General features: G+C 73.7%; 18 protein-coding genes and 1 other RNA gene. 5 read left to right on the top strand and 14 right to left on the bottom strand.

What is annotated here, in order from left to right:
• Positions 1-624: 624 nt before the first annotated feature.
• Together rnpB and ACFWFR_RS02805 are read right to left on the bottom strand one after the other, a co-directional pair.
• Positions 625-1,010, bottom strand: an RNA gene (gene rnpB / locus ACFWFR_RS02800) — RNase P RNA component class A.
• Between the two features lie 14 nt (positions 1,011-1,024).
• Positions 1,025-1,411, bottom strand: a complete 387-nt coding sequence (locus ACFWFR_RS02805) for a tautomerase family protein (protein WP_056651087.1) — start codon at positions 1,409-1,411, stop codon at positions 1,025-1,027.
• A gap of 100 nt (positions 1,412-1,511) precedes the next feature.
• On the opposite strand from ACFWFR_RS02805, the gene ACFWFR_RS02810 reads away from it, so the two are divergent.
• Positions 1,512-2,285 carry a YaaA family protein gene (locus ACFWFR_RS02810; protein WP_377621041.1) on the top strand — a complete coding sequence of 258 codons (774 nt, stop codon included), beginning with the start codon at positions 1,512-1,514 and terminating at the stop codon, positions 2,283-2,285.
• A gap of 305 nt (positions 2,286-2,590) precedes the next feature.
• Here ACFWFR_RS02810 and ACFWFR_RS02815 read toward each other — a convergent pair whose 3' ends face one another.
• From ACFWFR_RS02815 to ACFWFR_RS02835, 5 genes are all read right to left on the bottom strand, one after another.
• Positions 2,591-3,847, bottom strand: coding sequence for a bifunctional RNase H/acid phosphatase (locus tag ACFWFR_RS02815; protein WP_377621043.1), 1,257 nt, complete (start codon positions 3,845-3,847; stop codon positions 2,591-2,593).
• Positions 3,848-4,068: 221 nt separating this feature from the next.
• Positions 4,069-4,869: a hypothetical protein gene (locus ACFWFR_RS02820; protein ID WP_377621045.1), complete on the bottom strand. Its 801-nt coding sequence runs from the start codon at positions 4,867-4,869 to the stop codon at positions 4,069-4,071.
• A 91-nt stretch (positions 4,870-4,960) separates the two neighbouring features.
• Entirely contained in the window at positions 4,961-5,635 is a 675-nt protein-coding gene (locus tag ACFWFR_RS02825) for a DUF6318 family protein (protein WP_377621046.1), read from the bottom strand.
• A 638-nt stretch (positions 5,636-6,273) separates the two neighbouring features.
• Positions 6,274-7,008 (bottom strand): zinc ribbon domain-containing protein, encoded by a 735-nt coding sequence (locus tag ACFWFR_RS02830; RefSeq protein ID WP_377621048.1) that lies wholly within the window; start codon positions 7,006-7,008, stop codon positions 6,274-6,276.
• Between the two features lie 38 nt (positions 7,009-7,046).
• Complete coding sequence (locus ACFWFR_RS02835) at positions 7,047-7,922, bottom strand: Nif3-like dinuclear metal center hexameric protein (protein ID WP_377621049.1); 876 nt, start codon at positions 7,920-7,922, stop codon at positions 7,047-7,049.
• Positions 7,923-8,208: 286 nt separating this feature from the next.
• On the opposite strand from ACFWFR_RS02835, the gene ACFWFR_RS02840 reads away from it, so the two are divergent.
• The 3 genes from ACFWFR_RS02840 (at position 8,209) to ACFWFR_RS02850 (ending at position 10,918) form a co-directional block, all read left to right on the top strand.
• The gene (locus ACFWFR_RS02840; protein WP_377621051.1) at positions 8,209-9,477 is read left to right on the top strand and encodes a ScyD/ScyE family protein; all 1,269 of its coding nucleotides are present in this window, start codon (positions 8,209-8,211) and stop codon (positions 9,475-9,477) included.
• Positions 9,478-9,627: 150 nt separating this feature from the next.
• Positions 9,628-10,482 carry a helix-turn-helix domain-containing protein gene (locus tag ACFWFR_RS02845; protein ID WP_377621054.1) on the top strand — a complete coding sequence of 285 codons (855 nt, stop codon included), beginning with the start codon at positions 9,628-9,630 and terminating at the stop codon, positions 10,480-10,482.
• A 4-nt stretch (positions 10,483-10,486) separates the two neighbouring features.
• Positions 10,487-10,918 (top strand): VOC family protein, encoded by a 432-nt coding sequence (locus tag ACFWFR_RS02850; protein ID WP_377617121.1) that lies wholly within the window; start codon positions 10,487-10,489, stop codon positions 10,916-10,918.
• A gap of 44 nt (positions 10,919-10,962) precedes the next feature.
• Here ACFWFR_RS02850 and ACFWFR_RS02855 read toward each other — a convergent pair whose 3' ends face one another.
• The 7 genes from ACFWFR_RS02855 to ACFWFR_RS02885 all read right to left on the bottom strand — a co-directional run bounded on the left by ACFWFR_RS02855 (position 10,963) and on the right by ACFWFR_RS02885 (position 24,545).
• Positions 10,963-12,693: a bifunctional 3'-5' exonuclease/DNA polymerase gene (locus tag ACFWFR_RS02855; RefSeq protein WP_377621057.1), complete on the bottom strand. Its 1,731-nt coding sequence runs from the start codon at positions 12,691-12,693 to the stop codon at positions 10,963-10,965.
• An 82-nt stretch (positions 12,694-12,775) separates the two neighbouring features.
• On the bottom strand, positions 12,776-14,938 hold the full coding sequence (locus tag ACFWFR_RS02860; protein ID WP_377621059.1) for a hypothetical protein: 2,163 nt from the start codon (positions 14,936-14,938) through the stop codon (positions 12,776-12,778).
• The gene (locus ACFWFR_RS02865; RefSeq protein WP_377621060.1) at positions 14,935-16,167 is read right to left on the bottom strand and encodes a VWA domain-containing protein; all 1,233 of its coding nucleotides are present in this window, start codon (positions 16,165-16,167) and stop codon (positions 14,935-14,937) included. The genes ACFWFR_RS02860 and ACFWFR_RS02865 overlap by 4 nt, the downstream gene beginning before the upstream one ends.
• Positions 16,164-18,827 (bottom strand): DUF5682 family protein, encoded by a 2,664-nt coding sequence (locus ACFWFR_RS02870; protein WP_377621062.1) that lies wholly within the window; start codon positions 18,825-18,827, stop codon positions 16,164-16,166. Before ACFWFR_RS02870 ends, ACFWFR_RS02865 begins: the two co-directional genes overlap by 4 nt.
• Positions 18,818-19,969, bottom strand: coding sequence for an AAA family ATPase (locus tag ACFWFR_RS02875; RefSeq protein ID WP_377621063.1), 1,152 nt, complete (start codon positions 19,967-19,969; stop codon positions 18,818-18,820). The genes ACFWFR_RS02870 and ACFWFR_RS02875 overlap by 10 nt, the downstream gene beginning before the upstream one ends.
• Positions 19,963-23,754, bottom strand: a complete 3,792-nt coding sequence (locus ACFWFR_RS02880; protein WP_377621065.1) for a DUF4132 domain-containing protein — start codon at positions 23,752-23,754, stop codon at positions 19,963-19,965. The genes ACFWFR_RS02875 and ACFWFR_RS02880 overlap by 7 nt, the downstream gene beginning before the upstream one ends.
• A 242-nt stretch (positions 23,755-23,996) precedes the next feature.
• The gene (locus ACFWFR_RS02885) at positions 23,997-24,545 is read right to left on the bottom strand and encodes a putative immunity protein (RefSeq protein WP_191805557.1); all 549 of its coding nucleotides are present in this window, start codon (positions 24,543-24,545) and stop codon (positions 23,997-23,999) included.
• Between the two features lie 79 nt (positions 24,546-24,624).
• Here ACFWFR_RS02885 and ACFWFR_RS02890 point away from each other — a divergent pair, with 79 nt between their 5' ends.
• The gene (locus ACFWFR_RS02890; RefSeq protein WP_377621066.1) at positions 24,625-25,077 is read left to right on the top strand and encodes a helix-turn-helix domain-containing protein; all 453 of its coding nucleotides are present in this window, start codon (positions 24,625-24,627) and stop codon (positions 25,075-25,077) included.
• Positions 25,078-25,111 lie beyond the last annotated feature (34 nt).

Below are 25,111 nucleotides of genomic sequence, written 5' to 3' on the forward strand. Positions count from 1 at the left end.
GGGGGGGGGGGGGGGGGGGGGGGGGCGGGGGGGGTGGGGGGGGGGGGGCGGGGGGGGGCGCGGCGGGGGGGGGGGGGGGCCGCTCCGGGGTGGGGCCTCCGCGGGGGGGGCCGCCCCCCCCCTCGACCGCCTCGTAGGGTGCCTCACCCGGCACGAGGTTGAGCATGGTCATCCGTCCGCCGCCACCCTCGACCGGCGCGACGAAGATCTGCCAGCCCCAGTCCGGCCCCTCCGGTGCGGCATAGCTCCCGGTCAGCCGGACCACGCCGTCCTCGCCGACAGACCCGGCGAACAACATCCAGGCGGGCGACGAGTGCCACGAGTCGACCCAGACAGCGGAGACCCCCTCCGGACCCGAGCCGCCGCTCAGGAGGAGCAGCCCCTCCTGGGGCGCGTCGCCGTCGGACCACGTGTAGGCGAGCGAGACGAACTCGCGGGCCGTGACCGTCACCGACGCCGTGGCGTCCGACGCCACGAACTCGTCCGTGGGCAGGAGCCGTTGACGGTGGACGCCCTGCCACTGCCCCAGCACGGGGGCCAAGCACTCGACGATCCTCATCCAGCCAGCCTACGCAGGGGGCGGTGCGGGCGACAGAGGAGGCGGGGTCGCCGGACGGGTGAGGGCGGATGAGTCGGTCGGTACGCCGGGTTCTGTCCCCGCGCGCGGTTGCCCCCGCGCGGGTGACGGCCATCCATCTACGACGTACGTTGCCGCACGCCTCCAGCGGTCTACCCGGAAGCTCGGGCGAGCAGCCCTCGAACGCTTCCTGTCTGACCTTGCTCCAGGTGGGGTTTACCTAGCCGGACCAGTCACCTGGCCCGCTGGTGGTCTCTTACACCACCGTTTCACCCTTACCGCCCACGGCCGAGGCCGTGGGAGGCGGTCTGTTCTCTGTGGCACTGTCCCGCGGGTCACCCCGGGTGGGCGTTACCCACCACCTTGCCCTGTGGAGCCCGGACGTTCCTCGGCGGTGCCACGAGGGCACCGACGCGGCCGTCTGACCGACTCATCCGCTCCCGCAGCCTACACGTCCACGCGGTAGCCCAGCGCGAGCTCGTCGCCGCTCCTGCCGCGGATCCCCCAGCTCTCGGGCGGGCTCTCGAGGATGACGACCTCGAGGTCGTCCGCCGCCAGCCCCAGGAAGGGCGCGACGTCGTCGAACATCGCGGCGATGAGCGCCCGCTTGGCCTCGCGCGAGCGACCCGTGAAGCACACGACCTCGATGACGAGGTACGCGTCGCTGCGCTGCGGCGCGATCAGGTCGCCGTCCTCCATGAGGAGGAAGCGGTGGAACCGCTTCTCCTCGGGCAGCCCCCAGGCCCCGACGACCGCCCGGTGGATCGCGTCGGAGATGTCCTCGCGCTTCATCTCCCAGACCGTGCGGGTGCCGTAGACCTTGACCTGAACCATGCGGCACAACCTAGTGCCGGGGCGAGCGGTCCGCCACGGGTGACCATCGCCACGCCCCGCCGCGGGCCGTGGCCGTGCGAGTCCGCCCTAGAGTGGCGGTGTGCTTCTGCTCCTGCCGCCCTCCGAGGGAAAGTCCGTGCCCGACGACGGAGCTCCCGTCGATCTCTCGGCCCTCGGCTCGCCGTCGCTCACCCGGCACCGCAAGGCCGTGCTCCGCGCGCTCGTCGCCGCGAGCAGGCGGCCCGACGCGCTCGACGTCCTGGGCGTGAGCAGCGGGCTGGCCGACGAGGTGGCGCGCAACGTGTCGCTTCCCACGGCCCCCGCCGCACCTGCCTCCCAGGTGTACAGCGGCGTCCTGTACGCAGCGGCCGGGCTGGCCGACCTGCCGCCTGCCGCGGCTGCCCGGGCCGAGGAGTCGGTCCGGATCGTGTCAGCCCTGTGGGGTGCGGTCTCCCCCGCCGACCGCATCCCTGCCTACCGGTTGTCGATGGGGACCAAGCTTCCTCCGTTCGGCGCGCTGGCCCCGTCGTGGCGCCCGCTCCTCGCCGCGGCGCTCGACGCCCGGGCCGTGGGCGACGTCGTGATCGATTGCCGGTCGGCGCCCTATGCCGCCGCGTGGAAGGTGCCTGCGGGCGCCGAGCACGTCGCGGTGCGCGTGCTGCGAGAGCTCGACGGCCGACGCAGCGTCGTCTCGCACAACGCCAAGCACACGCGCGGCGTCCTCACGGGGCACCTGCTGACCCGTGCCGAACCCGTCCACTCGGGCGAGGAGCTGCTCAAGGCCGCGTACGAGCTGGTCGGGACCGAGCTGCTCGACGCGACCCTGCTACCCGGGGCGCGCGGCGCCTCGACGCTGGAGCTCGTCGTCTCCTGATCCCCTCGGGGTGGCGTGCGGTGGGGGGCGTGGATCGGCGGGCGTGGCCTGAGCGTCAGGACCGTGCCCCTCTGCGGCTGCTCGGCCCCCCTGCGACTGCGCGATCTTCTGCCTGCGCGGACCTTCTGCTCCTGCTCGACCGATCCGGGCGCCTGGGCGTGAGGTCGGTCGCCGAGAACGAGGTTCCGTACGGTCGAGCACGAGGTTCCGTGCGGTCGAGCACGAGGTTGCGAACGCTGAGGACCTCAGAACGACTGCAACCTCGTGCTCGGCACCGTACCGGGGGCTGGCCGCTGCGGGCGGGCCTACGGCTCGCTCGGGCATCCGACGACGGTCAGCTCGGTCGCGCCGTCGGCCCACAGCCGCAGGATGCTGACCGATCCCGGTGGCACCCGGAAGCCTGCCCACCGGGAGGGCGGCGCCTCGATCGCCCGGCCGACCGCGGCACGCACCTGCACCGCGTGCCCCACCACGACCACGGTCCGGCCCGTGCCACGGGCCAGCAGGTCCTGCAGGCCGGCCCAGACCCGGTCGCCGACGTCTGCCATGGACTCCCCGCCCGGCGCGACCTCGGTGCCCGACGCGAGCCACCTCTCCGGATGCCCGTCCCACCGCTCCGCGATCTGCGGGGCGGTCAGGCCTTCCCACTCGCCGAAGTGGACCTCGGCGAAGCGGTCGTCGGTCCCGACGTGCAGGCCAAGACGGCGGCCCACCGCCCGTGCTGTCTCCTGAGCGCGCACCATGGGGGACGCGACGATCGCGGACGGGCGCGGCAGGTCGGTCCAGCGGTCGCGACCGATGCGGTAGACCAGGTCGGCGGCCTGCGCGGCCTGCACCCGGCCCCGCGCGGTCAGCGACGGGCCAGGGACCGAGGAGCCCGAGTAGGCGCCGGCCACCGTGAGCGGTGTCTGACCGTGGCGGACCAGGACGACCGTGAGCGGCTCGGCGCCGTCGAACCGCGCACGGGCCCCCGAGGGGCGTGAGGGCGTGTCGAACGCGGGAGCAGCGTCGGCAGCGCCGGGACGACCTGCGTCACGATCCTCTTCCTCACCGGGTCGGGACGCGGTTCCGTTGCCCTGGTGGGCGTCGTCGTCCTGGCGCGTGCGCTCGACGCCCGCGGGCGCGTCTGCGTCGAGGTAGTCGCGCGCGATCGTGCCCCCCGTGTCCATGGCTTCGTTGGCGAGCGCGTCGGCTGCGGAGTTGTCGGCGCGCGGCACCCACTCGTACGAGACCTGGGACGGCGGAAGAACCCGGGCTGCCTCGGCGGCGAGGCGCCGCATGTCGTCGTGCTTGATCTTCCATCGACCGGACATCTGCTCGACGACGAGCTTGGAGTCCATGCGCACGAGCACCCGTGCCTCGGGGTCGATGCCACGCGCGGCCTCGAGGCCCGCGACGAGCCCCGAGTACTCGGCGACGTTGTTCGAGACGATGCCGAGGTAGCGCGCCCGCTCGGCCAGCACCGCTCCCGTCGCGGCGTCGCGCACGAGCGCGCCGTAACCCGCCGGTCCGGGGTTGCCACGCGACCCGCCGTCGGCCTCGACGATCAACGACCTACCCATGCTGTTCCTCCACGTCCGTCTCGCTCGTTCATCCGGCGCCCGGTTCTCGGCCGCGGGTCGACCGGCTCCTCCTGGCCGCGGGATCGGCGGTCCTGGAATCGTCGGCGCGGAGATCGCCGCCTGGCGACGTTCCGGTGCCGAGGAGCGCCACCCGGCACCTCAGTGTTCCTGGTGCTGGTCGCGGCGTCGAACAGCGTCGAGGTGGGCGTGTCTGGCTCGGGTCAGTCGAGGGGGTCGGTGACGAGGCGGGAGCGGGCCTCGTAGATGGTCAGGGGTGGGGCGGCGGCGGTGGTGCGGGCGGTGCCGGTGATGGGGGTCCAGGTCGATGTGCCGGTGATCTGGAAGCGTCCTTGCCAGGTGGTGTCGAGAGTGATGGTGGCCGTGCCCTCGTTCGTGTAGGTGTGGAAGACCCTCTGGGCGGGGTAGGGGGCGCCGGGGTCGGTCGTCTGGGTCGGGGTGGTGCCGTCGTCGTAGTCCCAGGTGTAGGTCGTGGGGGTGGCCTCGATCGTGACCGGGATGCCGAGCAGGGTCGCGGCGAAGGTCTGCGGGGTGGGGGTGGTGTAGGTGATGGTCTCGAGGTTGACCAGGGTCCACCCGTCCGGGGGTTGGACCGTGACCGGTGACGGCGTGATCGTCAGGCGTTGGAACTCGATCTCGGCCAACGGTGCGAGATCGACCGCGGTCAGGCAGTCGCCCTCGTTGAGCAAGGTCCAGCCGGTCAGGCCGGTGATGGTTCCGTCCGGGTTGTTGGTCCAGGTCTGCACGAAGATGGGCTCCAGAGCGATCTCGCCTTCTTGGCACGAGACCTGGTACTCCCCCTCGACCTCGCTGTCTGCGCACGACCCGATCTGGCCCTTGGTCGTGGTGAAGTCAGCGTTGTGGCACAGAGCTGCGGGCATCCGCCGGTACTCGGAGGACGCGGGGGTTCCGTCGGAGTTCTTCGGACGATGGGCGGTGCCGTCGGCAGAGACGTCGATCGCACGGACGAGGATCGAATCTTCCTGCGCCTGACCGCCAAGCACTCCATCATCGTCGGCCCACGCGCCTGACACGCCCACGAGGTACAGCAAGAGCAGAATCGAGACGGTTCCGACTAGCCTCCGCAACTTCACGTCAGTCCGCCACGATGAGTGCAAGAATCTTCCATCCCTCATCGGTGCTAAGGGTGTCGATCTGGAGTCGTCCTGCACTCCCATCGTCCTCGGAAACAATCACACCAGAGCGTGTTTCCTCGCGATGCGGCGATTGGATGTAATTCGCTGTCACCGGATAGCCACCGATCAAAGTGTCAAGCGCTCCTACAGTTACCGCCGAAAGCTCAAGCGCTGCACCCGTGTAGATGTGTCCGTTCTCCTTGGTTGTCACGCTCTCGGCCCGAACGATGGTGCAAAACTCACAGGTCTCGGCCCATGTCATTGCGTCCCACTCGACAAAGTCGCCCGTCGCCATCACGTACGGATAGAGCTCCAAGAAGTACGTCGCTGCCGCTGCTGCCCCGACCTCGTCGGTGCGGTCCATGTCAGCGGGTCGCTCGGGCTTGACGGGCCCTGTCGGGGTCGGGGTCGGCGTCGGCGTGGGGCTCGGAGCCTGGCTCACGACCGGCGGCGTCTTCTCCACCTCGGGCGCAGGCGTCGAGCAGCCCCCCAGGACCACTCCCATGCCGATCACCAGCGCAATCGCTCCCACCGACCACGACCGACCCCAGCTGCCATCGTCACGTCTGCGCTCAGCGCGATGCGCTCCCTTGCGCGCACGCGCGGCAGCCCTGTGCAACCCCTGCCAACCCATCCCTGCCCCCTCGGTAGGTTCCGGCACAGGGCCACACCGCCCCCCACCTCCCAGGAACCTAACGGGTCAAACCACCACCCCACCACCCCCCGTCCCAGGCTGTGGACAACCGGGCGCCGTCGACGCCGGCGAGCGCCGACCACGATGGTCGACCGCCATCCGACCTCCGGGCCACGCCGACGGTTCGACCAAGCCCCCACCCTCCCCGAACATGCGGTTGGCGTCCCACGAGCATGCGGTTGCCGTCCCCCTGGCCCCGAATCACGACGACAACCGCATGCTCGGCACCGACGAGATGTTCAGCTCCAGGAGTCCGGCCACAGGCATCGCCCACCGCACACCCGGCAGACGAGCGAGCGCCACAACGACGACCGCACGCCGAGAACGACGTTGCGCGCACTCGAGCACGACCTTGAGGCCGCCAAGTCCGTCACGACGACCGCAACCTCGTGCTCGGCACCGAAGCCACCGGAAACAGCGCGACCCCGCCCCATGAGGGACGGGGTCGTGTCGATCACTCCGGCCGGCCGGCCAGCCAGCCAGCAGAACCAGCAGGCCAGCCAGCAGCGCCGGCAGGTCCCATCAGTTCCAGCCAACCGGAAGTGTCGGCAGCACCGGCCGGAGCCGCCAGCAGCGCGTCAGGCGTCGAGCCGCACCAGGATGCGCGAGCACTCCTCGCAGCGCGCGACCTGGTCGGGGCTCTTGGCCTTGATGATCTCGACGTCGGAAGGGTTGAGCTCGAGGCGGCACCCCTCGCAGCGGCGGCCGCTGAGCACGGCAGCGCCCAGACCGCCGAGCTGTGCACGGAGCCGGTCGTAGAGCGTGACGAGGCCCCCGTCGAGCCCTTCGACGGCCTGAGCACGCGCGGCCGTCACGGTCGCGACCTCGGCGTCGAGCTGCGCGAGCTCGGCGTCACGCTCGGCCACGACGGCGGCCTTCGCGGCGAGCAGCTCGTCGTTCGCGGCGTCGAGCTTGGCGAGCGCGTCCTCGTGCGCCTCGAGGCGCTCCATGACGCCGAGCTCGACCTCCTCGAGGACCTCCTGGCGGCGGGCGAGCGACGCGAGCTCCCCCACGAGCGCCTGGGCGTCCTTGGCACCGACCTGGCCCGAGTCGAGGCGGGTCTGGTCGCGGGCGGCACGGGTGCGGACCTGCTCCACGTCCCCCTCGGCCTTGGTGAGCTCGCGCTTGAGGTCGCTCACGGCCGTGCGGGAGGCGACGAGCGAGGTGCTCAGGTCGGAGATCTGCGCGTCGAGCTCCGCGATGCGGGCGATCGAGGGCAGCGTGGTGCGCTTGTGCGCGAGCTGCTGCAGGCGGGTGTCGAGCGCCTGGACCTCCAGCAGTCGTCGCTGGTCCTCGGGGGGTGCAGTGGTCACAGGGGGCGTTCCTTTCGATGCAGTTGTGGGGCGCCGTCTCAGGCGCGGGGCGCGGAGCCGATCCGGGCGGTCCAGGGGTCGGTCCGTCGGACGCTCACGCGGGTCTCCACCGTACCCGCATCTGCGAGCCGTTCCGTCAGGTCGGCGGCCGCGTAGCGCAGCCAGGGCCACTCGCTCGCGAAGTGCGCGACGTCCACGAGGAACGGACCGCCCGCCGCGCCGCCCTCGAACTCGGCCCGCTCGCGCAGCTCGGAGGCCGGGTGGTGGCGCAGGTCCGCGGTCACGTACACGTCGGCCCCGGCGCTGCGGACGGCGTCGAACAGCGAGTCGCCCGAGCCCCCGACGACGGCCACGGTGCTCACGGTCGCGTCCAGGTCGCCCGCGACGCGGACGCCCTGCTCGGTCGCGGGCAGCGCGGCGGCGACGCGCTGCGCGAAGGCGCGCAACGTCGTCGGCTCCTCGAGACGTCCCACGCGACCGATGCCGGTCTCGACGGGGCGCGTGCCGTCGTCGGGCCCCGAGGGGACGAGCGGCGTCCGGTCCACCAGACCGATCGCGTCCGCGAGCGCGTCCGCGACCCCGCGCGGCGCGGCGTCCGCGTTGGTGTGCGCGACGTACAGCCCGACGCCGGCCCGCACCAGACGGTGCACGAGCGAGCCCTTGAACGTGGTCGCCGCGATCGAGTGCACGGGCCGCAGGAAGAGCGGGTGATGGGTCACGATCAGGTCTGCGCCCCACTCGATCGCCTCGTCGGCGACCGTCGCGACCGGGTCCACCGCGAAGAGGATCTTGCGGACCGGCTGGGCCGGGTCGCCCGTCACGAGCCCGACGGCGTCCCACCCCTCCGCTGTCGACGGCGGGTAGAGCGACTCGAGGGTCCGGACGACGTCGGCGAGCGTGGGGTGTGCGGTCACGGGCACCAGGCTATCCGCCGCGCGCGGTCCGGCGGATGTCACGAACGGTCCTGGGAGCGCTCCCTACGTGTGTCCGGCAGGGGAGCCGGACCTCGCGACGACGCCCAGGCGTCCACCGGCACGGTCAGGCCAGTGCCCACGGTGCGCAACGCACCGCACATCACCGCACTCCACTCACCGGCGAGCGCCGGGCGCACCGGGCCGTCCACGACGGACGGTCCTGCCCGCAGCGCGGCCCAGACCACGGGCGCCCGACGTCGACGTCCCGCGCCCGAGGAGAGAATCGATGATCACGAAGACCAAGAGCATCAGACGGCCGCGCACCACGCGCGGCCCGCAGCGGACCGGCACGATCGGGATCGCGCTCGCCCTCGTCGGGGCACTCGCGCTCGGCGCGGCTCCCGCCCAGGCGCACGACGACCGGCACGGCGGAGGCGGAGGTGGCCTGCCGACCCCCGGTGCCCCCCAGACCCTCGCGACCGGGCTGCTCGGCCCGCTCTCGTCGGGGCTCGGCGACGACGGCTCGCTGTACGTCTCCCAGAACTTCGGCGGGTTCGTCACCGAGGTGAACCGCCGCGGGCAGCAGAACGTCTACGCGGCTGCGGTCCCCGGCTCGGAGATCAGCGCGGTCTCGACCGACGGGCGACGCGTCCTGTTCACCGAGGGCACCCCCGACGGCGCGAGCGTGCTCCTCAAGGAGCGCGACAAGCGCGGGAAGATCCGCACGGTCGCCGACATCGGGGCCCACGAGCAGGCCACCAACCCCGACGGCGGCGTGATCTACGGCTTCCGCGACCTCACGCCGGACTGCGCGGCCCAGGTGCCGCCCGAGATCGGCGGCGCGAGCCACCCGGGCGAGGTCTTCTCGCACCCGTACGCCTCCACGACGATCGACGGCACGACGTACGTCGCCGACGCCGGGGCGAACGCCATCTGGTCGGTCGACCGGCGCGGCACGGTGCGCACGGTCGCCGTCCTGCCCGCCCAACCGCTGGCCGTAACCGCCGAGGTCGCCGCGGCGACCGGGATGCCCGAGTGCACGATCGGTCACACGTACTACAACGAGCCCGTCCCGACCGACGTCGAGCGCGGCCCCGACGGGCGCCTGTTCGTCTCGCTCCTGCCCGGCGGACCCGAGGACCCCTCGCTCGGAGCCCGCGGAGCGGTCTACACCGTGAGCCAGCGGGGCACGGTCTCCTTCTACGCGGGCGGCCTGCTCACGGCGACCAACCTCGCGGTCTCCCCGCGGGGGGACGTGTACGTCGCCGAGCTCTTCGCGAGCCGCATCTCGGTGATCCGCAAGGGCACCACGACGCCCGTACCGTTCGCCGAGGTCGTCATGCCCGGCGCGCTCGAGTGGACCTCGTCCGCGCTGTACGTGACCACCGACGTGCTCGCGGGGCTGCCGACCGGACCCGAGGAGCCGGGTGAACCGGGTGGGACGGCCCTGCTCTCGCCGACCGACTCCGCGAGGCACCGCCCCACGCCAACACCGACCCCCGAGCCGGTCCCGGGCGGGACGCTCGTCAAGATCCCGCTCAAGGGCGGGCGGTAGCACCAGAGCGACGAGACGGGCGTCGGGCGCAGGGATCCCCTGCGACCGGCGCCCCTCGCCATGTCACCTCCTCCCCGGGCCGGTCAGCCACCAGCCGGGGCACGGGCACGGACCGCGGCGCCACCCTCCGGGACGTCCTACGGTGGAGGGATGAGCCAGCACTACGTGCGCTCCTCGCCGACCGGTCCCCTGGCGTCCGCGGTCGGTTCGATGCTGGGCTACGAGATCGCCGACGACTCCCCGTCGGTCCACCGCGGGCTGCCCTCCCCCTGGCTGACGCTCGTCATCAGCCCCGACGGGCCGGTCCCGACAGCGACCGGCCCCGGTGCGGACGCACCGCTGCACCGCTACGAGTCGCTCGTGGGCGGCCTGCACACCACCCCCGCCTACATCCATCAGCCCGCGCACCAGGCCGGCGTCCAGCTCGCGCTCGACCCGCTCGCCGCCCGCACGCTGCTCGGCGTGCCCGCCGGAGAGCTCGGCATCGTCTCGGACGCCGACGACGTGCTCGGGGATGCCTCGCGCGCGCTCCGGGAACGGCTCGGCGAGGCCGGCTCGTGGGCCGAGCGGCTGGTCCTCGTGGAGGACGCCCTGCGGCGCGCGGCGGACTCCCGGCGTCCCGCGCTCGGCCCGGTGCGGGCCGAGATCGCCGAGGCCTGGCAGCTCGTGGTGCGTCGGGGCGGGCGGGTCCGGGTGCCCGACCTCGCCGCGCACGTGTGGCTCAGCACCCGCCAGCTCTCGTCGCTGTTCACGGCCGAGCTCGGCCTGAGCCCGGGAGCCGCCTGCCGCCTGGTCCGCTTCGACGCGGCCCGGGACGCCGTCCGCGCGAGGTCCCTGGCGCAGTCGGGCCCGAACCTCACGGCGATCGCCGTGCGCACCGGTTACGCCGACCACTCCCACCTGGTGCGGGACTTCCACGCCTTCGCGGGCCTGAGCCCCACCGCCTGGCTGGTCGAGGAACGCGCAAACATCCAAGCCGGGGGCGGTGCCCCGCGCGCAGGCTGAAGGCATGGACACCGACAGAACACCACAGGCACAGGTCTGGCCCACGCTCCAGGCCCATGACGCGCCCGCCCTGATCGACTTCCTCGTCGACGTCGTGGGCTTCCGGCGCAACACCGTCATGACCGAAGAGGACGGTCGGGTCGCGCACGCGCAGCTCGACTGGCCGCCCGGCGGGGGAATCATGCTGGGGTCTCACAAGCCCGACGGCGAGTGGTCCCGTCAGCCCGGCACGTTCGGGGGGTACGTGGTCGCCGGGGACTCCGGGAGCGGCGTCGGGGTCGAGGAGATCGAGGACCGGGCGACGCGCGCCGGGGCCACGATCGTCGCCCCGCTGCGTGAGACCGACTACGGGAGCCGCGAGCTGGTCCTCGCCGACCCCGAGGGCAACCTCTGGTCCATCGGGACGTACCGCGGCGAACCGCGCGCCGATCTCTGACCAGTCGTCCGCCAGGTCCTGGGACGTCCGTGAGCGCCCGTCGCCTACTTGGCCCGCGAGTAGTCGTCGACGATCGCGACCGTGAGCGGGAAGTCGACCGGGAAGTCCCCGAAGAGCAGCTTCCCGGCCTCGGTGCCCGCGGCCCGGATCTCGTCCGCGACGTGCTCGGCGAGCTCGGCGGGGGCGTGCACGATGATCTCGTCGTGCAGGAAGAACACCATGTGCGGCTGCTCGGTGAAGGGCGCGGGAGCCCGGCCGGGGACCTGGGCCTGCGGCATCGCGGCGAGCCGTCCCCGCAGCGAGGCCATCCAGCACAGCGCCCACTCCGCGGCGGTTCCCTGCACGACGAAGTTCCGGGTGAAGCGGCCCCACGCGCGGGTCTGGCTGCGGGCGCGGGACTGGGCGTCGCTCGACGCGGACTCGTCGTACGCGCTGCCCTGCGTCTCCTCCCAGCCCGACCCGGGCGGGGGTGAGCTCCGCCCCAGTCGCGTGGTCACGATCTCGCCGCGCTCGCCCGCGCGGGCGGCCTGCTCGACGAGCTCCAGGGCCCGGGGGAACGCCTTGGCCAGGCGCGGCAGCATGAGCCCGCTCTCGCCCGTGGTGCCGCCGTACATGGCGCCGAGCATCCCGATCTTGGCCTGCGCACGCGTCTCGACCGCGCCCGCGTCGACGATGCCCTGGTACATGTCGCCGCCGCGGCCGGCCTCGGCCATGACGAGGTCTCCCGAGAGCCCCGCGAGGACGCGGGGCTCGAGCTGAGCCGCGTCGGCCACGACGAGCTTCCAGCCCGGGTCCGCGACCACGGCCGACCTGACCTGGTGCGGGAGCTGGAGCGCTCCCCCGCCGTTGGCGGCCCAGCGGCCCGTGACGACGCCCCCGACGACGTACTCGGGCCGGAACCTCCCGCCGCGCACCCAGGTGTCGAGCCAGCTCCAGCCGTTGGCCGTCAGGAGGCGGCTGAGCTTCTTGTACTCGAGCAGGGGTGCGACGACCGGGTGGTCCACCCGTTCGAGGTCCCACTTGCGGGTCGACTTCACGCCGACCCCCGCGTACTCGAGGGCCTTGAGCAGCTCGGGGGCCGAGTCGGGGTTGAGGGCGGGGGCGTCGAGCGCGGTCCGGACCTGCTCGGCCAGCGCCTCGAGGCGGGCCGGCCGCAGGCCGAGGGGTGGCCGGGGGCCCAGGACCCCGGAGAGCATCGCGTCGTGGAGGTCCTCGCGCCACGGCAGCCCGGCGTGGCTCATCTCGGCAGCCACCAGGGCGCCCGCGGACTCCGCGGCGAGCAGCAGGCGCAGCCGCCCCGGACCCGACGACGTCGCGACGGCCTCGAGCTGCCTGCGCAGCTCCGCGCCCGGGTCGGGTGGGGAGACGGCACGCCGGTCGCCGAGGTCGAAGAGCGCGTCGGGGCGCTCGAGCCCCGGGACGGGTGCGGTCGGTACCGGGACCATCTCGTCCCACGCGTCGCGCGGTGCCTGCGCGAGGGCCGTGCCTGCGGTCAGCGTCGAGTGCCGCAGGATCGCGCGGGACAGCCGGAGGTCGTGGCCGCGCTCGACGCGCCGACCTGCGGCGAGAGCCGCGGGGTACCAGAGGTTGGTGTCGTCCCAGACCCAGCGGGTCGAGGGTGCTGGCGGTCCGGCCGGGGCTGCAACGGGCCCGAGGACCGCGTCGGGCCAGCGGGTCCGTCGCGCGGCGGCGAGGGGCTCGCCGCGGGTGTCGAGGTCCTGGACGTCGACGAGGCCCGGGTCGGCGGGCGACGTGCGGAGCGGGACCGAGTACACGACGCAGAGTCTGCCCTGCGGGTCTGACACTCCTCGCCCACCGCCCCGGCCCGCTGCCCGGGCGCCTTCCTCCTGCCCCGGCCTACCGTCCGGTGAGCGCGAGCGCCCGACCGAGCACGAACCTCGCCCGCAGCACGTTCTCCGTCGTGGGGTCGGCGAGCAGGTCCGCGACGGATCGTTCGACGGTCGCCATCCCGAGGTCCCCGGCGAGGCGCTGGCGCGTGGTGAGCGCCTCGTGCTGCCATCCCGTGAGGCGACGGCGGCCCGTCGCCCCGAGGGAGTCGACGACCTCGAGCGCAGGCTCGCAGACCCGCACGACGGGCCCTCGGTCGACGGGCTCGGCGACGTGCGTGGTCGCCGACGCCTTGCGCAGCGCGGCGATCCGCGCCGTGAGGCGACGCATCGCGGTCCAGCCCGGCGCCGTGCGGTACACGGGCGACATCGAGGGCGAGAAGAGCTCGAGCCCTCCCGTGCCGTCGCGCAGGAAGATGCCCACGGGCTCGTCCGCTCCCCCGCCCGGCTCGCGCTCGACGAGGACCGCGACCACGGGTCGGCGCGACGCGACGACCGACAGCAGCGCCTCGACGCTCCGTTCCTGGTCGACCGCGACGCGCAGGACGTGCGTCGCGCCGTCGGCCGCGATGACGGGCCAGGTGACCTCGCGCCGCACCTCCTCGACCCCGACGGCCCCCGTCTCGCGCACCATGACCAGGCGCACCCGGCGAGCCGCTCGACCGAAGCCGACCACCCCGGTGGTCGCGGTGTCCTGGAGCCGTCCGGCGATGGTGCGCAGCTCCTCGACGTCGAACCTCTCGCCCCCCACGCGACGCGTGCGCGCGGTGACGCTGAGGGATCCGTCGGGGCGGACCTCGGGGGCCTCGAGCGTGAACGGTCCCGCACAGACGCTCGCGACCGAGGCCCCCCACAGCATCGGCAGGTCCACGTCGCGACGGAACGCCGGGTCGGCTCCCGACGGGCGCGCGGCAGTGGCCGTGCGCACCACGCCGTGCTCCTGGTCCCAGGCCGTGAGGGTCATGCCGCGCGCCCCGCTCGCGGCGCGCCACCACCGCACCCCGAGCGGCACGAGGCGCCCGGGCCGTTCGTCGACCTCGTCGGCCGCGGTGCCGCGCCCTCTCCGGGCGGGAGCGCCGACCAGGTCCGGCAGTGCCCCGGCAGGCGCGTCCCGGAGCGCGGCCGCGAGCGCCCACGCCTCGGCGAGCGCGCCCAGCGCGTCGGCCTCGGTCACGTCGTCGTCGCGCGACGCGAGCCCGTCGACGAGACCTGCGGCGACGAGCAGGAGCCGGTGGAGCAGCAGGAGGCCCACGAGCCGGGCACGCCCGGCCGCGCCGCGCAGCGTGTCGGCGGCGTCGGCCCCGAGGTGGGACAGCCCGGCGTCGACCACGTGCCCGACGACGGCGCTCGCCTCCTCGAGCCCAGCCCGCTGCGCGGTGGTCAGCTCGCCCGAGCGCTCGACCTCGATCTCGTGGGGCCACGACCAGGCGCGGCCCTCGCGCGCGAAGACCCGGACGACCGCTTCGAGGCGTGCGGCGGCCTGGTCGGCGGCGGTCGACCTCCCTGCGACGACCATGCCGCCGTACCCCGCGGGGGCGACGAAGACGACGCTGGTCGACGGACCGCCGCTCGGCCACGAGATCGTGAGCCGTGCGCCGTCGATCGCGAGCTCGCACGCGTCGGTGATGCCGCTCCCCTCCTCCGTGACTCCCGCGAGGAGCACGCTCGGCAGGCGCTCGACGACCCGCCGCACGGTCACCTTGCCCGCGGCCCGGCACACCGCGGCCGGGGTCAGGCCGAGGAGCGCGGCGAGAGGGTCGGCAGCCTCGCCTGTCTCGGCAGGTCCGGGACCGGGGCCCGCGGGGGCGCCGCGTCCGCCGCCTCCGTCGACCGTTCCACCGTCCGCCGCCACGGCCCCAGGACTGCCGTCGTCCGCGACGGGTTCGGGCGACGCGCCGTCCGTGCGCTCGCGGGCCCAGAGGCACGCGGCCACGACGTGCTGGCACACGCCCGCCGTCGGGCACGAGCACGACGCGGCGACCGGACCCTTCGGTCCGAGCCGGACCACCGCTGACCCGCAGGCGACCACGACCTCGTCCGGGGACTCCGACGCGAGCGACACCTCTCCCCCGGCGAGGTCCTTGCGGGCGCGCCGCAGCAGGCCCGCGTTGCCGAGCGCGACGAGCGCGGCGTCGTCGTACCCCGCGAACACGGCCAACCACGCGGGCGTCATACGAGCACCTCCCCGAGCCACTCGGCGAACCGCTCGGGCGTGAGCGCGGCGACGTGCATGCCGCTCTCGGCCAGACGACGCGCCGTGCCCTGGTCGTAGACGGGCTCGGCGGACTCGTCGAGCGCCGCGAGGCCGAGCAGCCGGACGCCCGACTCCGCGAGCCGCCGGACCGACGCGAGGAGCTGGGCCACCGACCCGCCCTCCTCGAAGTCGCTCACGAGCACCACGACCGTGCGGCTCGGGTTCGTCACCTGCTGCTCGGCGTAGCGCATGGCCTTGGCGATGTCGGTGCCTCCCCCGAGCTGGGCCGTGAGGAGGACCGCGACCGGGTCGTGCGCGAGGTGCGACAGGTCGACCACGTTGGTGTCGAACACCGCGAGCCGCACCGTGATCCCTGGCAGGGCCGACATGATGCCCGCGCAGACCGCGCTGTACAGGAGCGAGGCCGCCATGGACCCCGACTGGTCGACGAGGAGCACGACCTCCCAGGTGAGCGTGCGACGCGCCCGGGACACGAACCGCACGTCCTGGACGATCAGCCGGCCCGACTCGGGGTCGTAGCGCGAGAGGTTGGCCTGGAGCGTGCGCTTGCCGTCGAAGTTCTGGCTGACCTTGTGCATCGAGCGGCGCGACCGGTCCTTGCGGCCGCTCAGGGCGGTCGCGAACTGGGGGCGCAGGCGTCGCACGATGTCCTCGACCACGCGCGCGATCACGGTGCGGAGCCCGGCCGCGGCGCGATCGTCGAGCCGGCCGCGAACCTGCAGCAGCGCGGTCGCGAGCTCACGGCTGGGCTCGAGGGCCTCGGCGGCGGCCGGGTCGGCGAGCAGCTCCGTGAGCCGGTAGCGGCTCACCGCGTCGACCTGCATGCGCTCGAACGTCTCGCGCGGGAAGAGCGTGCGTGCCTGGCCGAGCCAGTCGAGCGCCTTGAGCGCCGAGGGGTCGAGGCTCCCTCCGCCGCCGCGAGCGCCCGGCTGCTTGCCCAGACGGTGACCACGCTCGACGTACTCGCGGTCGTAGAGGTACTGCAGCGCGCGTTCGATCCCTGCGTCGCCCGGCCGCTGCTGGAGCTCCTGGGCGGCGTAGCGGCCCAGGACGAGCCGCCAGCGACGAGCGGCCTCCTGGTCGGTCACCTGGCTGGTCGCGGGGCCGGCTGCATGGTCGGTCCCGGAGACGGCGGCGCCACCACCGGGGCGGCGGGCGCTGTCGCGGTCGGTGTGCGGGGCGGTCACGAGTGGTTCTCCTGGAGGTCGTGGTCGGCCTGGTCGTCGAGCTTCCGGTCGGCGGCCGGGCCCGTGGAGCCGTCGTGCGCGCGGCGCGCCCCGCCGCCCCAGGCGCCGAGGCCGTCGCGGTCGAGCAGCGCGGTGAGCTCGCGCTCGAGCGCGAGGCCCGCCTCGAGGTCCTGCTCGGTCGCCGTCAGGTGAACGTCGATCCGCTCGGCGCGGGTTCCCGTGCGTTCGGCGACCTGCTGCGCGAGCCGGTGCGTCTCGCTGGGCTTGAGCCACGTGAAGGCGCGGCGCAGGTCCGGCAGGACGGCCAGGAACGCGGCCTCGTCGAGGTCTCGCAGCCCGGCGTGGACCGCGTCGAACAGCTCGGGGGTGTGCAGCAGGAGATCGGGGGCCACCCTCAGCAGCCCCCCGAGGAAGCGGACCGCTGCGACCGGGTCCGCGCCGGGGCTGAGCTGGGCGCGCACCTCGGTGACCAGCACGTCGTCGTCGAGGGCGTCGTCGACCGCGGCGAGCCCCACGAGGGCTCCCCGGACTCCTGGGGCCGTGCCGCGGTCCTCGCGCAGGCGATCCAGCTCGCGGCGCACGGGCTCGACGCCTCGTGCGCTGCGGCCGGGTGCTCCGCCCGTACCGGGCGCGTCCGCGAGAGCCCGCGCGCCGTCGTCGGGCACGTGGGGACGATCGCCCGCGCGGTGCACCTCGCGCAAGAGGTCTCGCAGCGAGACGAGCGTCCCCACGGCCGCGGGTTCCGCGTCCGCGTCGACCTTCCCCAGGCCGGGGACCAGGTAGGCGGCGGTCGCCAGGCCGTGGTCGACCAGGTCGAGGAGCTCGGTGGCGTGCTCGTCCAGGCCGAGCTCGACGCGCGCGTCCCACAGGTCGACCAGGCGGTGCAGCCCGCCCACGACCGACTCGAGCGACGGGTCGACGTCGAGCGTGGCCCGCAGGAGAGCGACGAGCCGGTCGAGATGGTCGGTGAGCCCGAGGACGACGGCCTGCGCGACGAGTCGCGCAACCCCGAGCGCCGAGCGGCCGGTCGTCGCGAGCTCGTGCTCGAGCCGGTGCAGGCGGTGCACCGCGACGGCCTCGAGCGTCGCCCCCTGGTGCGAGAGCTCGACCAGGGAGGCCTCGACGAGCGGCGTCCAGGCGTACTCCCACTCCTCGACCAGCAGCCCGAGACCGCGGCCCGACACGTGGTCAGGACCCGAGACCTGGTGCGCGAACCCGCTCCCCACGAAGTCCATGAGCGCGAGGAAGGCCCGGCGCTCCCGGTGCCGGGGCGTGCGCCGGGCGTCGAGGCGCGTGCGGCGCGGCGTCGAGTCGGTCACGACGAGCCGCAGCGCCTCGGCCTGTCCCCGGGCGCGCTGGACGAGCGGTGGCGACGCGAGCCCCGGCGGGACCTCACCCAGTGCCCGGCCTCCGAACACCTCGGCGACGGCCTGCCCGAGGGGACGTCCCAGGCCCAGGTCGAGCCCGCCGTCGTCCTTGACGAAGCACGAGGTGAGGGCGTCGAGCAGGTCGGTGCGCCCCGGCCACGGCCGCTCGCGCAGGTCCGCGAGACGACGCGCCTGCTCGGCCGCCGACGCCACCTCGGCAAAGCTCACCTGCGCGCCACGGGTCGTGGCGGCGGCCGCGACGTCGACGAGGAGCGCGGTGCTGAGCGCCGAGGGCCCGGCGGGGTCGCGGTGCGCGGCCCAGAGACGCTCGTAGTACCCGGGCGAGGGCATGCCCGCGCCGTATCCGCGCAGCCCGTCGAGCCGTTCGTGGTCGTAGCGGATCAGCCAGGCGTCGGCGGCGGCCGGGTCGCCGTAGCCGCCTGCCGGACGGCGGCCCACGACCGCCTCACCCTCGGGCGCCCCGGTGAGCGCCTCGACGAGCGCGAGCGTGTGGAACGCGCCCGTCACGACGACCACGGGCCCCTCGACCCGAGCCCTGTGCTCGGCGACGCGGGCGGACATGAGGGCCTCCCGTGCGAGCGACCCGTCGGCGTCGAGCACCTCCTCCTCGTAGTCCAGGCGCGCGAGCGCCGCCCATGCGAAGACGTCGTCGAAGAGCTCGCGCCAGTCCGTGAGCTGCTCGCGCGTGCGTGCCTCGAACAGGTGGTCCCACACCTCGTCGTGGTCGCGGCACCCGAGACGCTCCGCGATGGCCGCGACGGTCCGCGAGTGCGCGAGGTTGCGCTCGGACTGCAGGGTCCGGGCGAACGCGTCGTCCTCGGGCGCGCCCGGTGCGTCGGGCGCGTCCGACGCACCCGGCGCGGCGGCCCCCTCCCGCGCGGCCCAGGACCGGTCGACGAACGCGACCTGCGCTCCCAGCCGGTCGGCCGCGCGCAGCGCGACCCACTCGGGCGAGAACTCGGCGAGGGGGTAGAACCCCGCCCCCTTGCCGTCGGTCCCGAGGCTCAGCACGGCGACGGGAGGGCGCGTGCGGGGGTCGAGCAGCGCGGGCAGCAGCCGGCCGTACTCCTCAGGCCCTTCGATGAGCACGACGGCGGGACGCACCTCGTCGAGGAGCGCCTCGACCGCGAGCGCGCACGCCGGGCTGTGGTGCCGGACGGGGGCGAGGTAGATGCCCTCGTCCCGCAGCGCCTCGACGCCCGCAACCGCACGCTGCATCCGCTCGGGCGCGAGCTCCCAGGCCGCCCGCACCGGCACGGGTGCTACTGCCACAGGGACTCCGCCGCCGAGAGGAAGGACTTCCAGCGCGGGTCGCGCCGCGCACGCTCGCGCACCACGTTGTCGACGTAGTGCCGGAGCCGACGGGCGTCCTCCTCGTCCCCCTTGGAGGCCACGCCCGCGAGCTGGCGTGCGACCTCGGCAGGGGTCACGGTGCCGTCGCCGAGGTACCGGGCCTCGAGCGAGGCCGCGACCGCGACGTTGACGGCCTCGGCCGTCGACATCACGGTCTCGGGTCGCTTGACGGGCGCCCCGTTGCTCGTGGCCCCGGTCCGCAGGTCCTGGAACGCCGTGACGAGCACGTCCAGGACGTCGCGCGAGAGCGGGGGGCGGTCGGCGGGAGCACCGAGCTCGGCGGTCAGCTGCGCCTCGATGAGGTCGATCTCGAACTGGCGGTCCGTCAGCGGCTTGATGGTCTCGAAGTTGAACCGTCGCTTGAGCGCGGCCGACATCTCGTGCACGCCCCGGTCCTTGAGGTTCGCGGTCGCGAGGACGTTGAACCCCGGCCGGGCCGAGACCCGCGCCTCGCTCCCGAGCTCGGGGATCATGAGCTGCTTCTCCGACAGGATCGAGACCAGGGTGTCCTGGATCTCGGGGGCGCAGCGCGTGATCTCCTCGAAACGGACGATCTTCCCGGCGCTCATGGCCTGCTGGACGGCCGACGGCACGAGCGAGCGCTCGCTGGGTCCCTCGGCGATGAGCAGCGCGTAGTTCCACGAGTACCGGATGTGGTCCTCGGTGGTGCCGGCCGTGCCCTGGACGGTGAGGTTCGACGTGCCGCTCACCGCGGCCGCGAGCAGCTCGGAGAGCATCGACTTCGCGGTGCCGGGCTCGCCCACGAGCATGAGGCCCTGACGTCCCAGCAGGGAGACGACGGCACGGTCCACGAGCGGGTCGTCGCCGTAGAACTTCCGGCGCACCCCGAGCTCCGCGTCGCCCACGACGAAGGCACGGACGGCCCGCGGGCTGAGCCGCCAGCCGGGCGGGAGCTCTGCTCCCCTGGCCCGGTCGGCCGCCTCGAGAGCAGCGAGCTCGTGCGCGAACCGCACCTCGGCGGGCGGGCGGATCTCCTGCGCCGCCTCGCGGTCGAGGACCGGGGGCGTGCTGCTCGGTGCGGCGGTCGGTGTGGTCACCATGCGCTCTTCTTCTCCCACTCGGCGTCGAAGCTGCCACCGGCAGCGACGGTCAGGTAGTCGCGGTAGGACTCCGCGACCAGGACGGGCGGCAGGTCCGCGAGGCGCGCCTCGGCGCTCTGCCCGTAGGCCCGCGTGGTGCGACGGAAGACCAGCTGGGTGAGGGCCGCGGGGATGTTCTCCTCGGGCAGGAACGCGCCCGTGAACTCGATGATCGCGGTGATCCCCACGCTCGGGTACGCCTTCTCGTAGCCCGAGAACCACCCGCCGTCCTCCGCCTGGCTGCGCGCGTAGCCGAGCTTGGTCGCGCGGCCGCGCACCGTGAAGCTGTCGGTGAGCCAGCCCTGGCGGTCCGCGATCGACGTCGCCTTCTGGTCCGTGACGGGCACCGCGACCTCGAGCTGGTCGAACAGCGGCTTGATCTCGTAGTCGGCGAGGTGCTCGCGCCAGCGGTCGGTCTGGTCCGCGCCGAGCAGCACCCCGTGCGCGACCGACACGGTCGCCCCGTCGGCGAGGGTCACGTCCTCGTCGTCGACGTCGATCAGCGCTCCCCCGTCGCCCGGGCGGAACGCCCGCTGGTCCGGACCGGGGTTCTCGAGCCAGACGAGACCGGCGGCGAGCCGCGACATGATCGGGTGGCCGGCCACGAACTCCTGCCAGTCGGCCGCGGGCCACTCGCGCCCGGTGCACATGGCCTCGTACAGGCGCTGCGTCTGCAGCGCGACGACGGCCTTGAGCTCCTTCCTGCTCGCCGAGAGCTGCGACTTGGCAGCCTTGACCTGCTCGGCGTCGTCGTCCACCCGGGCCGCGGGCAACGCCTTGACGACCTTGCCCGCCTCGTTGGTGAGCTCGAGCGTGAACGTGGGCGTGATGCGCCCCGTGTACTCGCGCGCGCCGAGGTGCAGGTGCAGGATCCCGTCGTCCTCGAAGCCCGCGGTCTGCACCGTGCGGTCCGCGAGCTCCTCGGCGGACCAGCCCCGGCGATCGGCCAGGTCCTGGGCGAGGGCCTGAGCGGTCGCCTGGACCGTGGCCTGCCGGTGGCGGCGCGCGACCGACAGCAGGAGCTGGATGGCTGCCGGGTCGCCGTTGGCCGCGAGCGCCCGGACGAGCGCCTCGATCTGCGCGCGTCGGGTGATGTGCGTCTTGAGGTACTGCTGGGCGGCACGGGACAGGTCCGTACCCGGCATGCCGACGGTCAGGGCGAGCAGCCCCTTGTCGTTGATGGCCGACCCGAGGTAGTTGGCCTGGTGCTCGCGGAAAGCGTCCTGGTGGTGCTGGTCGACCGTCCGGGAGGCCTCTGCCTCGTAGTACTGGGGGTGCTGCTTGTACCAGTGCTGGTAGCGGTCGTAGCGCTGCTGGGCCTCGCGGTCGGCATAGGCGCGGCTCTCCTCGGCGGAAGGGCCACGCGTGTCCTGACCGATCCACGCGTCGAGCACGAACCGGCCGAGCGCCGCGCGGCTCTGCTCGTCGAGCAGCGAGACGTAGCGGGCGACCAGGCCGAGCCCGCTGGGGTCCTTGAGCTTGACGGAGAGCACGACCCACCACCGCACGACCTCGGCCGGCACGGGCTTCCCGTCCGCGGCCCACCGGAGCTGGGGCAGCCCGTCGACGGGGAACCAGGCCATGCTCGCGGGGGCCTTGCCCTTGAGGCCCTTGGTCGCCTCGGCGAGCAGGGTCACGGGGGCGATCTCCGTGGAGATGTCGTCACCGAGCGCCTCGAGCGCTCCGAGGAGCGCCGCGCGGGCCACCTCGCGGCGTTCCTTGGTGAGCGCCGCACGCAGCGCCGGGATCGCGGCCGGGTCTCCCAGGCGCTGGAGCCAGACGGCGGCCGTGACCCGGATCTCGGTCTTGCCGTCGCGCAGCCCCTGCTCGGCCAGGTCGCGGGCACCGGCGTGCGACTCGAGCACCTTCTGCGCGGCGACGCGGTGCGTCTTGCCCTCCCCGAGCGCGAGCTCGGCCAGGCGCGGGAGGTAGCGGTTCGGGATCGTGGGGAAACCACCGAGGATCGTGAGCGCGACCTCGAGCCGCTCGGAGCGGCTGTAGCTGTCGACCTTGGTCGGGGGGCGTAGACCGAGGTGGGTCTCGAGCGCGGCAGGGTGCTCGGCGTAGTAGGGCCACAGGTGCTCGGGCGCGAACGTCTCCCGGGCGAACCAGGAGTCGAACACGAGCTCCGCGACGGCCGACTCGGCGTCCTGGACGCCCGCGCGCTCGACGCCGTCGGCCAGGATCCGCACGTCCATCGCGAGGTCGGACGTGGCGTTGAGCTGGTACCAGGGGTACCGCTGCCGGCCCCCGCCGTGCGAGCGCGCGAAGCGGATGTCGTGGAGCATGGTCAGGCCCTCGAGGCGATTGCGGATCGCGGGTGCCTGGAGCTCGACGAGCACCTTGTGCGGCGGCACCTTGGTGAGTGCGCCGGAGAGGTACTGGCCGACCTGACGAAGGTGGTCGTCGGTGATCGCCGAGAGGTCCTTGACCGTTCCCCGTGCGTGCGAGAGCCGCCAGCTCTGAGCCTCGGCCTTGGGCAGCGCCTCGAGGTCCTCGAGCTCCTTGCGGGCTGCGGCCAGGCGGCGGTCGACCGCGTCGCGCGCCGAGCGGACGAACGGCTCGCCGAGCTCGGCGTCGGGCAGCGGGGTGAAGGGCGGGAGGTCGAGAGGCTCGTCGACCACGACCGTCTCGACGTCGAGGGCGGTGGCGCGCTCGAGCGCGTTCGAGAGCAGCGTGCCGCGAGCGCCGCGGCCGTCGGCGGCGTGCGCGCGTCGCAGTGCGTCGAGCCCGCCCTCGACGCCCACGAGGTGGGTCACGAGCCCACCGAGACGGCTCGCGGGCATGGTGGCGAGCAGGGGTTCGAGAAGCTCGACCTGGCGCGCGGCTGGCAGCGCCGCGAGGTTGCCCGCGGCCTGCTCGCGCACCGACTTGGCGCTGTCCGTCGCGAGCTGCGCCACGACCCCGACGAACGCGTCACGCGCCGCGGGCTGGGCGCGCAGGAACTGGAGCAGCTCGACCTTGCCGGTCGCGCGCAGCAGCGAGGCGACGGCCACGACCTCGTCGCGATGGGCGACCAGGTAGTCCTCGACGCCGGCCTGCGCCGCGAACACCGCGAGGGGGTCGCCGTAGTAGTCCGCCGTGACGGGACGGTCGAAGATCGCCGCCACGACGGCGGCCGGGATGCTCTCCTCGGCCACGCCGCCGTCGCGCAGGATCACGACCAGCAGCTCGGGCGTCCACCGGTCGCGGATGCCGGGCTTGTCACCCTTGCCCCGGGTGCGGCGGTCGCCGCACGTCTTCGCGACGTCCGTCAGCAGGGCCGCGAACCAGGCAGGAAGCCGGTCCGAGGCGCGCGAGACGTCGGGCGAGACGGCTGCGAAGAGCCGTCCGAGACGGACGAGCGCCTCGACCTCGACGGGTTCGGTGAGCGTGTAGAGGTTGCTGCGGGCCGTCGCGCTCTTGTCCACGTTCCAGCCGGGCACGCGCTCCTTGATGGCCTTGTCCTGGGCCTGGCTCGTGTAGGTCCACACGCCGAGCGTCGCGGGTCGGTTGAGCAGGCGGTCCGTCGAGTCGTCGCCGCGCTGCGAGAGCTCGGTCACGAGCTCGGGGCCCTCTCCGGTGTGGACGTAGGCGACCGCCCGCGCCGCGAGACCCGGGGTGTCCGCGTCCAGGATCTTCAGCCCGTCGACCAGCCTGCCGGACGGTGCGCCGCGCCGCGCCTTCTCGATCCCGAGCGGCGCCCCGCCGCCCTCGACCGCACCGTCGTCGCCTCCCTGGAGCCAACCCTTGATCTTCTCGAACACGTGCTTCCCGCCGTCTCGTCCGGGCCGTCGGACCGGGGTCCGAGGGCGACCGCGCTCCGTCGGCGCGGCGTCGGACGTCACAGTAGGAGAAGCCACCGACACGCATCGTTGCTGTCAGTGGAGGACTGTCGCGGCAGCCCGTTCGTCCGCCGTCCAGCCCGGTGGGAGCCCGTCGACGCCGGGTGCACCGCCCGACCTCGGGGCCCCGACGACGCTGCGGCCGAGGGTGGAAGGCGCGACGGTCAGTCGGCCGACGGCTCGCGCACCAGCTCGGCCTGGATCTCGCGGATGGTCGTGGCGAGCACCCCCGACGCCAGCAACCCCGCCCCCAGGGGACCGGAGGAGTCCTCGCCGAGCAGCGGCAGGTGTGCGAGAGCGGTGCGGACGCCCGCGGACATGTGCGCGACCTGCCAGCGGACCTCCGCACGACGGCCGGCTTCCTGGTCGGTGCCGGCGAGCGCGGCGGCCTTCGCCGCGTAGGCGGCCGCTCCGAGGGCGTGCGCACCCATGTGCGCGACGCCTGAGGCCTGCCCGGCCGCCCGTGCGGCGGCGACGGCCGCGGGCGTCGTCGCCGACTGCGCTGCCCGGCCCGCGACGAACCGGCGGCGGATCTCCCCGGCGGTGTCGAGCTCACCGCGCCCGAACGACCGTGCGCGCTCGACCCCGTCGCGCGCGCGCCCGTCGTCCGGAGCCTCGGCCTCGAACAGGGGAAGGACCCGCTCCGCGCAGTCCGCGGCCCACAGTGCGACCAGGCGACGGTCGGCCTCGTCGAGGGTCTGCCGAGATGCCATGCGCCCACTTTGGCACAGGCGAGGCGGGCCTCGTCGGCAGGACGTGGTCCCGGTACCAGGAGCACTGCCGACGTCCCTGATGGTGGACGCCGCCTCCGGAGGCTCGATCCTGAGCGTGCTCGACAGGTTCGAGTCGGCCACGGACACGGCCCCTTCCCCTGACACCGGCAAGGCCGTCGTGCTCTACGACCAGCAGAGTCTCAGGTGCGGGAGGGGCAAGCGGAAGGTCACGCCCGAGGTTCGCCATCAGATGACAGAGCGGCGCAGGCAGGGTGCTCAGATCAAGGAGCTTGCGGCAGAGTTCGATCTCAACCGATCCTCCATCAACGACATCGTCCGAGCTGAAGGCATCCCCGCTCGCAAGCCAGCTATCGGGCCAGAGTGCCGGGACGAGATCGTGAGACTCTATGGACAGGGACTCTCTATCGCCAAGGTAGCTCTGCGGTTCGGAGTCAGTGACGACGTCATGTACTTCGCGTACAAGCGACTGGCCATCCCCACGAGACCGCGTCGCGGCGGCATACGGAAGTAGCCGCGAGGAAGCACAGGTTGCAGTCATCGACTCG

This window comes from Oerskovia sp. NPDC060287 (assembly GCF_042726775.1).
Lineage (GTDB): Bacteria > Actinomycetota > Actinomycetes > Actinomycetales > Cellulomonadaceae > Oerskovia > Oerskovia merdavium.

Excerpts from the sequence above, each read along its gene's own strand:
- ACFWFR_RS02805 (WP_056651087.1), bottom strand. The coding sequence starts at position 1,411 with ATGGTTCAGGTCAAGGTCTACGGCACCCGCACGGTCTGGGAGATGAAG.
- ACFWFR_RS02815 (WP_377621043.1), bottom strand. The coding sequence starts at position 3,847 with ATGGGTAGGTCGTTGATCGTCGAGGCCGACGGCGGGTCGCGTGGCAAC.
- ACFWFR_RS02825 (WP_377621046.1), bottom strand. The coding sequence starts at position 5,635 with ATGGGTTGGCAGGGGTTGCACAGGGCTGCCGCGCGTGCGCGCAAGGGA.
- ACFWFR_RS02840 (WP_377621051.1), top strand. The coding sequence starts at position 8,209 with ATGATCACGAAGACCAAGAGCATCAGACGGCCGCGCACCACGCGCGGC.
- ACFWFR_RS02845 (WP_377621054.1), top strand. The coding sequence starts at position 9,628 with ATGAGCCAGCACTACGTGCGCTCCTCGCCGACCGGTCCCCTGGCGTCC.
- ACFWFR_RS02850 (WP_377617121.1), top strand. The coding sequence starts at position 10,487 with ATGGACACCGACAGAACACCACAGGCACAGGTCTGGCCCACGCTCCAG.
- ACFWFR_RS02860 (WP_377621059.1), bottom strand. The coding sequence starts at position 14,938 with ATGACGCCCGCGTGGTTGGCCGTGTTCGCGGGGTACGACGACGCCGCG.
- ACFWFR_RS02875 (WP_377621063.1), bottom strand. The coding sequence starts at position 19,969 with ATGGTGACCACACCGACCGCCGCACCGAGCAGCACGCCCCCGGTCCTC.
- ACFWFR_RS02885 (WP_191805557.1), bottom strand. The coding sequence starts at position 24,545 with ATGGCATCTCGGCAGACCCTCGACGAGGCCGACCGTCGCCTGGTCGCA.
- ACFWFR_RS02890 (WP_377621066.1), top strand. The coding sequence starts at position 24,625 with ATGGTGGACGCCGCCTCCGGAGGCTCGATCCTGAGCGTGCTCGACAGG.